Below are 14,065 nucleotides of genomic sequence, written 5' to 3'. Positions count from 1 at the left end.
GGGTCGTGGGGGGTTGGGGGCGGGGGGGGGGGGACTGTGACCGTGTGCGGGTGTGTGGGTGCGTGAGTGGGTATGTGGCCGCGCGAAAGCGGGTAGGGCGGCGGCGTCCCGCCGCGCCGAAAGCCAAAGGTATGCGCGAGGCGGGGTGGGTGAGTGGTCAGAATTCCCTTGAGGCTCTTGCATAACCCACCGTGGCACGGGCGTCCCGCCCGTGAAACACGGGCAAGATGCCCGTGTCACGCCCATACTCGCGAGGTTTTGCAAGAGCCTCTTTATCCATTCGCCTGCGGCGTGGCGGGACGCCGCTGCCCTACCTCGCGCTTCGCGCAGACACCTATCCCACCCACCCACACACTCACACGCACTCACGCACCCCCACACTGTCCCACACCCCCGTCGCTAACCGATTACCAGCGGATCTGTCATTTCATTTGACCCCGCGCGCAATCACTGGTATCTTACAACCGTTTTCTTCCCCGTCGGGGCGTAGCGCAGCCTGGTAGCGCGTTTGCTTGGGGTGCAAAAGGTCAGGAGTTCGAATCTCCTCGCCCCGACCATTTTCCAGACGATGCGCATTTACGTGGATTTTGACGACGTGGTGTGTGAGACCGCCCGGGCTTTGTGCGGGCTGGCCCGCGCGTTGTTCGGCGTGTGCGTGAGGTACGAGGACATCCGCTGGTTTGACCTGCGCCGCTCGTTCGATCTGGACGCCGGGCAATATGAGCGGCTGATGGAGCGGGCGCACACGGATGACGCGATCCTGGGTTATGCGCCGACGCCGGGCGCCATCGGGACGCTCATCCGCTGGCGGCGTCTCGGCTGGGAGGTGGCGATCGTCACGGGGCGCCCCGTCGCCTCGCGGGACGTGTCTCAGCGCTGGCTGGAGCGCCACGGAGTGGGCGACGTGCCGCTCGTCTTCGTAGATAAATACCAGCGCGAACCGCCGCCGCAACCGGGAGCCGCCCGCGCGCTGACGCGCGCTGACTTGCGCGCGCTGTCGTTTGACGTGGCGCTCGAAGACGCCCCTTCCGCTCTCGATTGGCTGGGCACCCACACACCCGCCCGCGTATTTGTCTTTGACCGTCCCTGGAACCGGGCCTACACCCCGCCGCGCGGGACGGTCACGCGGGTGGGCGACTGGCCGGCCTTTGAGCGGGCGCTGTCAGATTGACGCGTCGAGCGCGATGATCGCCGTCGCGGGCGCCTCGGTGGCCGAAGCGAGATAGGGGACCGCCTTGTAGACGTCCATTTCGTTCAGCTTGCGGAGGATCTGGCGGATCTCTTCGGCCGCGGTCATGCTCATCTCCAACAGGGACTTGACGAGGGCGGGGTCTTTGTTGCCGGCCAGTTGCAGCATCTCGATGCTCGAGAGCAGCACCGTGGTGGGCTGTCCGAGATGGTGGCAGACGGCGCCGAGGCTCTGCGCCATGATCTGGTCGCGTTCGCGCAACCGCTCGATCGCATCGGCGCGGAAGCGGTCGCTGACATCCACGAACGACAGCACCACGCCGGTCGCGACATTGTCGGGGTCGGTGTTGGCCGCCGCGGAGATCTGGATCCAGCGGGGGTCTTCGGTGTCGTGATGCACGGGAAGCTCGTGCGTCCAGGTCGGCGGCGCGTCCGGCTGGACGACGGTCATCACCGCCTCGGCGACCGGCTCCCCCAGCAATGCGGCCAGGGTGAGCGTCGGCGCGTCGGCGTCGGCGATCCGCCACATCCGGCGCAGCGCCGGGTTGGTATGCACCAGCCGGCCGTCCAGGTCGGCAACGGCGATCCCCGTCCCCGCGTTCTGCATGGCGTTGTGGACGGTGCGCAGAGCCTCCTCGTCCCGGCGCTTGACCGTTTCATCGCGGATGAAGAAGCACAGCCAGACCTCGCCGGCGTGCTCCAGGCGGGTCACCGCGATCTCCGCCGGGAACGGCTCGCCCTCGGAGCGGGCGCACCAGGCCGTGATGCGCATGAAGCGCGCGGTCTGCAACCCCGCGTTGATCGAGGCCAGGACCGACTCGTCCATGCCGGAGACGATGTGCTGGACATTCATCTCCTGGAGGGTCTTCTCGTCGCAGCGCAGCAGCCATTCGGCGCGGGCGTTGGCCACGATGATCCGGCCGTCCTCGTGCGTCAGCAGGGTCGCGTCGTAGGCATTCTCAAAAAGAAAGCGGTAGTCCGCCACGTTCAGCAGGGTGCGGCGCAAGGCGCCCGCATCCCGGCCCTTGTCGCCGGAGGCGTCGGTGTCGGAAAACCGGGGCAGGATGTCTATGCGGATGGTTTGGGCGAGGTTCCTGGCGGAGGGGAGGGGGGTCGCTGTGCTCACGAGACGATCTCCAGGGGGTGGGATGACGGGGGGGCGGGGTGTGTCACTGCCAGGCGACCACTTCCACGGTGTCGCGCGCGTCGGGGGTGTCGGGCGGCCGGATCTCGAGCGGCAGGTAGTTGATCTTAACGTTGCCGCTGTCCGGCAGCCCGCCCATGATGAAGAGGCTGCCGTTGATCGTGGGCGTTCCGGCGGCCTTGCCCATGGGGGCGTCGCCGCTGAGCGACACCACGAACCCGTTCACCTCCGGCGTGCCGGTGATCGTGATCGAGCCGTTCAGGCTCACCAGCACGGGGTAGGTGCCCGGCCGCAGCAGCCTCGCGTTGCCCGATATACGGATGTTCTTGGCGGAAATGATCATGCATTGAATCGTGCCGCCGCTGATGGAGACGTCATTCGGACTGTACACGATGGTGTTGGCGGGATAGCTCGAGAACGCCCGGCCGTCGTGGGTGACGGCCTTGGAGGTGTACTTGTCCATGGAGAGCACGGCGCCCCAGTTGATCGAATAGCGCGACGGGTCGCTGGTGTTGACGCCGCCGGTGAACCGGTTCGCACGGCCGCTGAAGTCCGGCGCAAACCCCGTGCCGGTGACATTGAAGGCGTTGCCCGATGTCGAGATCCGGGTGGCCGAGGCGATGTCGCCGACGACGGTCGGGTTGCCGTTCAGCACGATCTGCTTCTGACTGGTCAGGGCGTTGACCAGGACCTTGTCGAGATCGGGATTGCCCGAGGTGTTCGTATTGTGGATGTGGCGCACCGCCAGGGACGCCCGCGCATCGGCGATGCCGCACCGGCCGACGCTGGTGAGCCGCAGCAGGCGGGTCCGGCCATCGGCGGAGGTGCTGACATTCGTGATGGTCACCGCATAGGTTCCGTCGCCGAACGCCATCGGGGCTCCGTTGTACCCCGTCACGAGATCCACATCCCCGCGAATGTCGTTGAAGGCGATGTTCAGCCCCGTCTCGGCGATCACCTTGGCCTTGAGGTAATCGCGCGTCCGGCGGGCCGCGTGCATCTGCTGCTGGCCGAAGGCGAGCACCCCGGTGGCCACCAGCACCATCAGCGCCAGGAATGAAAGGGCCACGATCATGGCGAAGCCCTGCCGGCCCTGTTTTTGTTTTCTCATGGCATCCCCCTTTCCCTGAATCGCGTCGCGCGCCTGCAACTAACGTCCCGTGTTGCGGGGTTCGACCTCGGCCACCATGGACGAAGTCAGCCGCTCGGATTTGTAATTGATCGTTGGAATATCCCGGAACAGGGTCAGCTCCACGCGGACCGACCGCACCAGCGGCTGGCCGTCAACCAGGAGTTCGAACGCGCCGCGGTCGGGCCCCTTGTACAGCACGCCGCTCAGGTTGACCAGCGCGGGCGGCGCGTCCCAGCGCAGGCGCACGTGGTGCAGGATGGGTGAGAGCGAGGAGAGGGCGTCGCTGGCCAGCGTCGCCCGGAACTGGACATAGCGCCCGCTCGTGGCGAGCGCGGGCGCCGTGTCCCTGGCGACGGCCGTCCAGGCCACGTTGGTCAGATTCGGGGACGCGCCCGACCGGAGCCAGAGGGCGAGGGCGGCGTTGGTCGTGGCGACGGTCGTGTAGGCGGTGTTGACGACCGCGTTGGACCACGTCACGTTGGTATAAGCGGGGTTGGCGAAACCCGTGTCATAGACCTGCGAGCAGAATTCGCCGGCGGGCGCGAACGACGTGACCAGCCGCATGAGGCCCACGACCTTGGCGCGCGTCGTGTAGGTCCCGTTGGACCACGAAGCAGCCAGCAGATTCTGCGCGTTCGGCAGGTCGTTGGTCGTCAGCGTGCGGATGCGGGTCGGGGGCAGGCTCTTGTAAGAGGGGTGGGCCCAGTTGGCGCACCACGGGTCGGAGGCGGTCGGCTTCAACCAGAAGCTCACGACATAGCGTTTCGCGGTGGAGATCGGGTAGGTCGCACCGCCGACGTACCACCCATAGACCATGTAGCCGCTCCCCGACGTATTTCCGGCATGCGTGCGGCTCAGGAAGATCGTCCCCTGCGTGCCGGGCACGATCTGTCCATCGCTGTCCACTTCGGCGATCACGGCGTTGGTGCCGAACGTCGTATCGTAGTAGATGGCCATTTCCAGGCAGCGGGTGCTGATCGAGCGTCCGGCTGCCGCGGCGGCGGCGGCTCCGGGAACGCGATAGAGCGAGCCGGAGCGGACGAGGGTGCCGACATTCGTTCCGCCGAACTCGACCCCCTCCAGCGGCACCCGCACCAGGATGCCGTTGGCCGAGCGCATGTCTTCCCAATATCCGGTCACATCATCGGTGTGGTTGCCGACGGTCCACGTGTCGCCGACGCCCTCCAGGACCACCGAGTTGTCGAGCTTGGCGCCGAAGGCGGTGTAGACGGTGTTGCTTTGGCGCACGTCGGCCGCGCGGAAATTGGATTCCACCCATTCGTCATTGCGGAAGGAGACGAGCATCGTCTGATTGGTCGAGGTGGCCGGGAAGTTGAGGTAGTTGTTGCCGCTGCAGACTTCGGGAACGGTGGTCACAACCGTTGCGGCGGGGGTGGCGCTCGACACCGTCAGCGCCTCGGCCTCGATCTCCCCGCCGCTGAACGCGGGCCGGAGGGTGTCCAGCGCCACCCGGTAGCTCGCGGTCGTGTTCAGGCTGTTCTTGTCGGTGGTGCGGAACGACAGCGTGTGCGTTCCGGGCGCCAGCACATAACTGCCAAAGGGCGTGGGCACACGCTCCTCGGCCGGGCTGTAGCCGTCGAACGCCGTGCTTTTGGACGAGAGATTCCATTCGAAGAAATTGCTGAAGATGCGCGTCGTCCCCTGATACGGCTCCAGCTCGTAATCGGCGCCGTGGTCGGGCTGCTCGACGACCCGCCGGAGCTGTTCGGCCCGCTGTTCATTGGAGAGGGTCTTGTTGCGCGGCTGGAACGTCGTGCGCAGCAGTTGGTAGGGCGATTGCTGCCAGATGTGATAGACCACCGTCTGCCCCCACAGCACGTTGGTGCCGCCGGGTTCGAGGTCCACGAGGCCATTCCGGTCCCAGTCGACCACGGCGGGGTAGCTGATGGCCCGATGGGGCGGGGTGTTTGGCGGGTAGAAGACCACCTGGTCGATCGTGGTGAGCCGCAGTCCCTCGCGCAGGATCTCGATCGCCTTGCGCACGTCCATGTCGAGCTGCGCCACCTCCGATCCCCGGCGTTCGGCGTGGATGAAATGCAAATAACCCACGGCCGCCATGGTCATCACGATCAGCAGGATCGTGATCGTGACGATGAATTCCGCGATCGAAAAGCCCGCTCTGGATCGGTGTTGCCACACAATGGATATCCCGTCTCTCTCGCCAATCGCTTAATACGACGTGTAGGCCATCATGGTATTCTGTTGCGCGCCGATAAAACCGCCGCGCCGGCGGTCGGCGATCTCGACCGTCACCGTGACCTGGGTCATCCCCGCAGAGGGAACATTCTGCTGTACCACCACCGAGCGGCGGAAGTGGCCGTCGGCGGTCGGCAGCCCCTGGTCGTTCACGACCCGCCCCGTGACCGCGAGGAGGGGCAGCAGCCCCACATCGAGATTGCGCGCCTGCTCCAGCGTCGCGAGAGCGATCGTCGTCGCCACGTAATGATCCCGGCCGAGGCGGATGGCATGACTGGCCTGGGTGATAACGGGACTTGCCGAGGCGAGTCCGATCAACACAACCATCAACGCGATCATCGTCTCAATCGTGCCAAACCCTGCGCGCCGTGCCTGAGCAGAGGAAATTTTCATGGTTATTCTCCTGGTCCTCTTCCGGGGTCCCGCAGACGCCGCCTGCGCCCCGTGCGCCGTCTTATAATTGCATGGAATATGCCAAACAATCACGGCGCCGTAAAACACCGCTTCTTTTCGATTCTCAAAGCAGAAAGCCATTGCAACTGGCACCATTTCTGCTAAAGTACCCGTATGGATTTTTCGGGCATCAAGGCGGCGTTGTCCCTCGGTGGCGGCTTTCTCAGAGATGTGGTGGGGATTGATTTTGGCACCACTGGAACCCGTGCGGTGCGGGTGTCGCGCATGGGGGGCGGGGCGTGGTCAATTGTGCGCGTCTGGAGCGGGCCTGCGACGGGTTCCGGCGCCTGCGTGTTGCCGCGCGACATGCGCGCCCCTGCGGGTGCCCTGGCGGTGTCGCATCCGGGAATCGTTTCGAAGCTGCTCTCCATTCCGAGGCCGTCCAACAAGCTGGACGATGTGCCGATTGCCGAGTTGCTCGGCATTACCGACCCCAAAGCGTTTCGCATAGCGATTGAAATTCAGGACTCCACGGCGGGCGAAACCCACGCGCTGCTCGCCGCGCTTCCCGATGCGGTGGCTCGGGCCACGCTGAGCGCGTTCGTTCAGGGCTTTCCAGCCCCCCAGTCGCTCGAGGTCGCGGGGTTGGCTGCGATCAACGGGATGGTCTTGAGCATCCCGGGCAACCGTGATCAGGGTGTCATTCTGCTCGACCTCGGCGCCGAGACCGCCACCGTTGCGATCATCGTCGCCCGGAAACTCGCATTTGCGAGACAATTTCGCATTGGTGCGAATGCGATAATGCGAAAGCTTGGGGAAAGCCTCGGGATGGATGCCGAGACGGCTCTGGGAGCCGTCGGTGAAGGCATCGTTGACGCCGAGGGTCAGACCGGGGCCGCATTCGAGCCCCTCGCCCGCCAGATCATCCTCGGCCGTGATTTTGTTTCACGGCGCCACAACGTCCGGCCCGGGCGTCTGGTCGTCTCGGGCGGCCTGTTTCAGACGCCGTGCTGGGCGGAGCCGCTGGCAGCCGCCCTGGGCGTCGAAGTCACGGTTTGGAACCCCCTGGCCGTCCTGCCGGCGGCGCCCGATGCGATCACACCGGGGCTTGCCGCTCAAGGGTGCCGTTTTGCCGCCGCCGCAGGCGCCGCCGTCGCGGCCTTGGAGGCCAAAAGACCATGAATCTGCGTGTCAATCTGATTGACGAACACGAGATCCGTGACTGCAGCGTCATCACGTCCCGCTTTCTCATCTTCGTTCTGGCCGGTCTGGTCCTCGCCGTCATCCTCTCTGTTCTCGGATGGGCGTTTTTCACATCCCAGCGTAACGCTACGGCGCTCAAGGAAGAAACGTGGAAGTGGGGGCGGATTGAGGCCGATTTCAAGCGGGCGCAGACCCTCGCCACACGGCGGCAGGCCATCGAGCGCGTGGCGTCAGATCTGGACGGCTGGCGGAACGCCCGGATCAGCTGGCGGGATGAGCTGACCGCCCTCGCTACCGCCATGCCCGAGACCTTGCAACTGACCGATCTGAGGATGATGAGCGAGATCAGCGTTTCGCCTGCCGCCGCGCCCGGTGCCGCGCCCGCGAAGCCGCCCGAGCTCAGCGCATCGCTGCGGCTGATCGGCAAGACGTCAAGCCCGACCGCCGAGGCCGATGTCGCCCGGTTGCGCGATGTCTTCTCCGCACACCCCTTCACCAACACCGTCGACTCGGCCGTCATTCCGCAGGGCGCGTTCCGCCTGGATCCGGCATCGAACGCCGGTCTGGCGGGGCGTCTCTTTGAAATTGTCTGCACCTATCGTGTCAAAACACTGAAATGAACAAATCATTCACACCCAAAGAGAAGCAGCAGCTGGCCGTGATTGGCGCGCTGGTCGCGGTCGCGGTGATTTATGGCCTTTGGGCGCTGGCCTTTGTCCCAATGCGGAAGGACGCGAACGAGCAGGCGGCAAAATGCGCCGAGATGGTGAAGACGAACGCCCTGGCGCAGCAGGCCGTGGCCGAGATCCCGGCGCACGAGGCCCGCATCCAGACGCTGAATGCCACGCTCAGGCACATCGCCGAGACCTATGCCTTGCGCCCCGCGCTGGGGGCCTCGTATCAACTCGGGATGCGTCCGCGGTTTGATCCGCTCGCGGCAGCGTCCGGCTTCGAGGTGCAGAGCATGACCGTCCAGGATCCTGTGCCGCTGCCCTGGAACCGCCCCGGTGCGCCCCTCTCCCGCTGCTCGGCTGACATTGTCGGCTCGGCATCCTACCAGCAGATCCGCGACTTCCTCGCCGCGATCGAAGCCGACAACCCCTATGTTTACGTGACCGGCCTGACCCTTTCAGCCAATCCGGGCGATGTCCGTCGCCACCGCGTCACGATCCGCATCGAGTGTATCAGCGCTCCCACCGAAATCACCCCCTTGTGAGGTTCGCCGTCATGATCGGTCTATCCCCATCCACCAGGCCAGGAGCCCGGGTTCGCGGTTCGATGCCCGTCGTCGTCGTCGCGCTCGCCCTCGCCAGCGGCCCGGTGCGTGCCCAGGATGCCGTGGAGACGCCCCCAGCAGCCGAGATGCCCGCCGCCGGGATCGCCCTGGCTCTCGAACCGGTTGCGCCTGTCCCGGTGGAGGCGGAACCGGCCGCGCCTGCCCCGACACCCGCCGACACGGACGCGCCCGACACGCCCGACACGCCCTCCGCCCTGACCCCCATCGTTCGTGATCCATTCTGGCCGCCGGGCTTTGATCCCAATCCCCCGGTCGTGGACGCTGCGGCCCCCCGGGTCGAGACTCCTACCCCCTCCGGACCGCCGCCCGTCAGGCTTCCCGATCCGGGCCCGGCCGACTGGGCTGCGGCCGTTGGTCAGATCAAGCCCCGCGTTGGCCGCAGCGTGGATCCCGAAGGTAAAGAGGTGTACTTCGCGCTGTTGAACAACCGTCTGCTGGCAATCGGGCAGACCGTTTCGGCCAGCACGTCGCTGTTTGCCTGTTCCTGGCGCGTCGGCGGCATCACCGCCGCCGGCGTTGAATTGATCCCGGCCGAGGCCCGGCGTCTCAGCGACGGCAAACGGTTTGGACCACCCAAGCGAGAAACAGATTGACAGGTATCCAACCTTAGCGTTATCTTCCCCACAATCATACAACTGTCCAGTTGGCGAAATCCGCCCCAAACAAACCCGGAGAACTCAAACCATGAAACGTTTACTGCTGCTCGCGTGTGCTGTTGCGGCCGTTATGGTGTCGACGGCTGTCCGTTCACAGAATGAGGGGGCCCCCATTGAGCCGCTCTTGAAAGATCTGGCTCCGCCGGTGACTCCCGCTCCGGCTGCGATAGCGGATCCCGCCACTCCGGTCGCCGATCCCCATGCCACGGCCCTTCCGGCCGCGCCGGCCCCTGCCGTCAAAGAAACCGACCCGGAGCTTCCGGCCGCGCCCGCGCCCGCCGTTCAGGAAGCTGCCCCGGCTCTTCCGCCCGCGCCCGCCGTCAAGGCGCCCGCGCCGGCCCCCGCCGTCAAGCCCGCCGCCCCGGCAGTCGCGAAAGCCGCCCCAGCCGCAGTCCCGGTCACGGTTGTGGCCGCCTCGGAGGAGATTCCAGAAGGCCTGACCGAAACGGCGGATGGCCTGATCAGCGTGCGCTTCGAGAACCTGCCCATCTCCGAAGTGATCAAGCTGTTCTCACAGCTCTCGGGCGCCAACATTATCGCCGCCACGACCAATCTGGGCGGCTCGGTCAGCGTGAGTCTCAAGAACGTCGGCTGGAAGCCCGCCTTTGAATCGATTCTCGGCCGCTGCGATCTGCTGCTGATTGAGAAGCCGACAGGCTCCGGCATCTTCATCATCGAATCGGGCGTCGCCGGCCAGGAGCCCCGCGTGACCGAAACGATCCAGCTCCGCTACGCCAAGGTTGACAAGATGTCCGAGCTGATCAACACCATGCTGGAGAAATCCGGCACGGCCACCCCCTTCCCCGACGGCAACGCCATCCTCGTCCAGGCCCCGTCGAGCCGGATCCCCGAGGTCAAGCGGATCGTCGAAACCCTCGACATGCCGCGCGGCCAGGTCTACATCGAGGCCCGCTTCGTGGAGCTCTCCGCCGCGGCCAGCCGGAAGGTCGGGGTCAAATGGTCGACGTTCCAGGGCGACAGCCTGATTAATTACAATATCGCTCCGGGTAATTATGCGGCAGCGTCGACGCTGGAGAACGCCGTGAGAAATGACACGGCCAACCCGATCAATCTCGACAAGTTCTTCAAGAATTGGGGGGCGTTGACCAGCACCCAGTTCAAATGGGTGATTGACGCCTTTGAGGGGGTGGACGGCGTCTCCCTGATCTCCAACCCCAAGATCATCGTGGCCAACGAGGAGACGGCCATCGTTGACATGACCGTCAAGGAACCCTATGTTGAAGTTAAATCCGAACCCACAAGCCTGCCGGACGGCAAACAAGGCAATCCCATCGTAACGACGCAACTCCAGACCATTCCGGGCAAGGATGGCGGATTTTGCGTGGGCGACGCATTTTTCAGTTACGGCGTGAACCTAAAAGTCACACCTCGGGTCAGCAGCTCGGGCGTTATCACCGTGAAAATCGAGCCTTCAATCAGCGAACTGGATACAACCAGGGGCGAGGGTGGCTATTACAAAGTCGAAGAGGCGGTGAATCCGGATGGCAGCAAACAAGCCCGGACCAAATATCCGATCATCAGCATCAAGAAGATCAACACGATCTTCTCCATGCTGGACGGCACGACCGCCGTGATCGGCGGTTTGACCACGAGCAAAGAGAACAACACCGACAACGGCATCCCGCTGCTGCGCGATATTCCGTGGGTCGGCCCGCGCCTCTTCGGCTGGAAGAGCCGCGCCAAGGATCAGAGGGAGGTCATCATCTTCGTCACCGTCGGCATCGTTGACGCGGAGGAGGCGATACCCGAGAACGTCGGCCTGCCGAAGAACGCCGTCCTCACGCGCGATTTCGACGAGCCGGGCGACCGGCCGGCTGCAGACCTGATGCGCCTGAAGAAGTAGGGGCAGGGGGCAGGGTTCAGGGAACAGGTTTCAGGGTTCGGGTGTCAGGAAGAAACGCCTGCAACCACACAGTATTGCGTCTTCCTGAAACCTGAACACTGAAACCTGAAACCGGCGCTTGCAGGGGTTCTGCAAGCGCCTCAGTATTCAGAATTCAGAATTGGAACTCATGTTCTCATATTCTGGCTCCTGTATTCTGGCTCCTGACTTCTCTCTTGCAAAAACCAAACCACCCCACGGAGAAAACCAGGAGCACGCTCGTCGTCCCGTCAGCCCCCGAGCTCACGGCCCAGGCGGTGTTTCCGTCTCTTCCTCCATCGCCCGACGCACGTCGTGCAGGGCGAGATCGCCGACGCAGGCCGCGACGGTCGGTTCCGCAGCCACAACATCCACCGGAATGCCGGCTTTCGCCAGTGCCGCGCACGCCGATCCCGGAAAGGCCGCCACACGCTTTCCCGTCAAGGCCTCCCGCCCCCACTGCGCGAGCAGCGATTCCACCGCCGCTCCGCTGGCGAAGACGGCCATGTCAAATCGCGGCTTGCGTGCGTAGACCATGGGCTCATTCCGGTACAGGACAACGTCATCCACGCGCAGCCCGCATCCCCTCAGCGCATGCGCCAGGCCGGCGCCGGCCCGATCCGACCGCAGGCGCAGCACCCGTTCGCCAGTTGTCAGATGGCGGCGTACCCATTCCAGCACGCCCGCACAGCCGAAGTCCGCAGCCGGCTGCGCATCGGCCTGAATACCGTAAGCCTCGAACCGCGCGGCCGTTCCAGGGCCCGCAACCAGCAGCCGCGGCAGGCTTCGCAGGTCGGTCATCGTCTGGCGTAACGTCTTCATCAGACAGTCCACCGCCGAGGGCGACGTGACCACGCTCCAGTCGTACTGTCGCAGATCGCGCAACCAGCCGCGTTCGTCCAGGCGGGGCGAGAGACAGACCATCGGCCTGGACACGGGGACTCCTCCCCAATCCCGAACCTGTTGCGCGGCATGCTTGAGCAACGCCTCGCTGAACGTGAGGAGGACCCGCTGTCCGCGCAAAGCGCCCCCACCGCCTCGAAACCGATACCCGGCCGCGTCGCCGCAGATCAGGAGAGCCGGGTGGTTGGACGCATCCTCGTCCAGCACGTCCATGCGGGACGTCAGATCGGTGAGCGTGCCCGATACCACCGCTTCGTCATCGGTCCCCGCCGCCAGGATCACGGCCGCAGGCGTCGCGGCCGCCCACCCATCGCTCAGAAGCTGTGCCGTGGCCGATGCGATGCTTTGGCCCGCCATGAAGAAGACGACGGGGAGGCGGCTGCGCGCGGAGGCCGACACATCGGCCGGCTTGCCTCCCGCCGCCCTCGCGGTGATCGCGCAGAATCCCTGCGACACGCCGCGGCGGGTCAGCAGCATGCCGGTGCCGGTTGTGGCCGCGTTCAGACTGCTGACGCCGGGAACAACCCGGAACGCCAGGTCCAGGGCCTCGAGCGCCTCCGTCTCTTCGGCCAGGCGGCCGAAGATTCCCGGGTCCCCGCCTTTCAGCCGCACCACACGACGCCCTTGGCGGGCATAGTCCAAGATCCGATCCGTGGTTTCGGCCTGCGCATGCGCAGGGTCCCCGGCGCGCTTGCCCGCATCGATGCATTGCGCATGCACCCGAAGCCCGGCGAGCAGAGCGGGGTCGATCAGCGCATCGTGGATGCAGACATCGCACGCTTCCAACTCCGCGAGTCCATCAACCGTGCACATCCCGGCAGATCCGACGCCGGCACCGACAAACGCGACAGGCCGGACAAAGAGTGATCGCAGCCGAATCAGCCGCGCGTCGCCAGCCCGGAACGCGAGGCCGAGCGCGCCTTGTCCGGGCGGCGTGGGCAGTTCCTCCAGCGGGATCCACTCGGAGATCCGGGTTTCGAGGCCCAGGCGGTTCAGGGCGGCGCCGGCCATGACAAGGGCATCGAACCGGCCTCCATCGAGTTGCGCCAGCCGGTCCTCGATGTTGCCGCGGATGGGCAGGAACTGCGCGTCGGGGAAGCGGCACCGGCAGTAGGCCTCTCGCCGTTCGCTGCTTACGCCCAGGCGCGGGCGTAGCGGCATCGCGGTGTGCGACCTTCCCGCCGGCAGCACGAGGCAGTCGCGCGGATCGTCGCGCCACGGCAGCCAGAACCAGTCCAGCCCCGGCGTAATGGGATTCGGCATGTCCTTGGCGCTGTGAACGGCGAAGTCCAGATCGCCCCGGAGAACGGCCTCGTCCAGATCACGCGTGAAGAAGTCCGCCGGGCTTTCGCGAAGATCCATCGCGCGATCCCGATCACCGGGCGAAGAGCGCGGATGGACGTCAAAGGTCCAGCCCGGCAGCAGCCCGCGAAGGCGCTCGACGACCTGACGGGTCTGGGCCCGAGCGAGGTTACTCGTCCGGGTGCCGACGGTGAACGTTGTGGATACGCTGGTCATACCCGTCCCGATGACCAGGAGATCGGCTGTGTCCACGCCGGCAAGATGGCGCGCCAAGCGGTCCCGAACCAGGCGTGCGCGCCGGCAGGATCGGCCGCCAGTGGAAACCGCCACCGTCAGGTCGTCCGTGCGTAACACCGCCGGGCTGATCAAGTCTCCCTCCCGCCAGTGGAAATCGACGCACCCGCACAGGATGCCCTGACGGCGGCAGGCTTCCAGCACGCGGAGGTTGGCATCGGCATCGTCTGTGGCGGCGAACACCAGCGCGCACCCCGTCATGTCTTGTTCGGCAAACGCGCGCTCTTCCAACCGGATGGCGCCGGATGCATGCAGGCCGCAGACCGCCGCTGAGGCATGCTCGCCAACCACGGTTACCCGGGCGCCCGCTTCGATCAGGTGTCCGGCCTTGCGGGCCGCCACCTTTCCGGCGCCCACGACCAGACAGGGCCGTCCCGCCAGAAGCAGCGCAACCGGCAGTATCGGAAGGCCTGGTGCTGATGTCATAGCCATGTGACGCTCCGTTTCCTCTCAC

At 65.5% G+C, this 14,065-nt stretch carries 11 protein-coding genes and 1 tRNA gene; 7 read left to right on the top strand and 5 right to left on the bottom strand.

The features are described from left to right. The first annotated feature begins 480 nt into the window (after positions 1–480). Positions 481–557: transfer RNA gene (locus FJ222_02790), tRNA-Pro, on the top strand. Between the two features lie 23 nt (positions 558–580). Beyond that, entirely contained in the window at positions 581–1,171 is a 591-nt protein-coding gene (locus tag FJ222_02785) for a 2-dehydropantoate 2-reductase (protein ID MBM4163354.1), read from the top strand. Here FJ222_02785 and FJ222_02780 read toward each other — a convergent pair. From FJ222_02780 to FJ222_02765, 4 genes are read right to left on the bottom strand one after another with little or no spacing between them, the layout of a single operon-like run. After that, entirely contained in the window at positions 1,163–2,314 is a 1,152-nt protein-coding gene (locus FJ222_02780) for a PAS domain S-box protein (protein MBM4163353.1), read from the bottom strand. The two genes, FJ222_02785 and FJ222_02780, sit on opposite strands and share 9 nt — an antisense overlap. 43 nt (positions 2,315–2,357) lie before the next feature. Beyond that, a complete protein-coding gene (locus tag FJ222_02775; GenBank protein MBM4163352.1) occupies positions 2,358–3,443 on the bottom strand; it encodes a hypothetical protein in 1,086 nt (361 codons plus the stop codon). A 39-nt stretch (positions 3,444–3,482) separates the two neighbouring features. Next, on the bottom strand, positions 3,483–5,624 hold the full coding sequence (locus FJ222_02770; GenBank protein MBM4163351.1) for a prepilin-type N-terminal cleavage/methylation domain-containing protein: 2,142 nt from the start codon (positions 5,622–5,624) through the stop codon (positions 3,483–3,485). Between the two features lie 30 nt (positions 5,625–5,654). After that, positions 5,655–6,074, bottom strand: coding sequence for a hypothetical protein (locus FJ222_02765; GenBank protein ID MBM4163350.1), 420 nt, complete (start codon positions 6,072–6,074; stop codon positions 5,655–5,657). A 174-nt stretch (positions 6,075–6,248) separates the two neighbouring features. On the opposite strand from FJ222_02765, the gene FJ222_02760 reads away from it, so the two are divergent. The 5 genes from FJ222_02760 (at position 6,249) to FJ222_02740 (ending at position 11,094) form a co-directional block, all read left to right on the top strand. Continuing rightward, complete coding sequence (locus tag FJ222_02760; protein ID MBM4163349.1) at positions 6,249–7,256, top strand: hypothetical protein; 1,008 nt, start codon at positions 6,249–6,251, stop codon at positions 7,254–7,256. Beyond that, positions 7,253–7,897 carry a hypothetical protein gene (locus tag FJ222_02755; GenBank protein ID MBM4163348.1) on the top strand — a complete coding sequence of 215 codons (645 nt, stop codon included), beginning with the start codon at positions 7,253–7,255 and terminating at the stop codon, positions 7,895–7,897. Before FJ222_02760 ends, FJ222_02755 begins: the two co-directional genes overlap by 4 nt. Beyond that, on the top strand, positions 7,894–8,493 hold the full coding sequence (locus FJ222_02750) for a hypothetical protein (GenBank protein MBM4163347.1): 600 nt from the start codon (positions 7,894–7,896) through the stop codon (positions 8,491–8,493). The genes FJ222_02755 and FJ222_02750 overlap by 4 nt, the downstream gene beginning before the upstream one ends. An 11-nt stretch (positions 8,494–8,504) precedes the next feature. Then, entirely contained in the window at positions 8,505–9,167 is a 663-nt protein-coding gene (locus FJ222_02745; GenBank protein MBM4163346.1) for a hypothetical protein, read from the top strand. A gap of 91 nt (positions 9,168–9,258) precedes the next feature. Beyond that, positions 9,259–11,094 (top strand): hypothetical protein, encoded by a 1,836-nt coding sequence (locus tag FJ222_02740; protein MBM4163345.1) that lies wholly within the window; start codon positions 9,259–9,261, stop codon positions 11,092–11,094. A 282-nt stretch (positions 11,095–11,376) separates the two neighbouring features. Here FJ222_02740 and hemC read toward each other — a convergent pair whose 3' ends face one another. Beyond that, entirely contained in the window at positions 11,377–14,043 is a 2,667-nt protein-coding gene (gene hemC, locus FJ222_02735) for a hydroxymethylbilane synthase (GenBank protein MBM4163344.1), read from the bottom strand. Positions 14,044–14,065 lie beyond the last annotated feature (22 nt).

The sequence above is a fragment of the Lentisphaerota bacterium genome, from assembly GCA_016873675.1.
In the GTDB taxonomy this organism is placed as follows: Bacteria; Verrucomicrobiota; Kiritimatiellia; order RFP12; family JAAYNR01; genus VGWG01.
The sequence above is the reverse complement of the archived record's forward strand: the minus strand, read 5'-3'. Positions and strand labels throughout refer to the sequence as shown.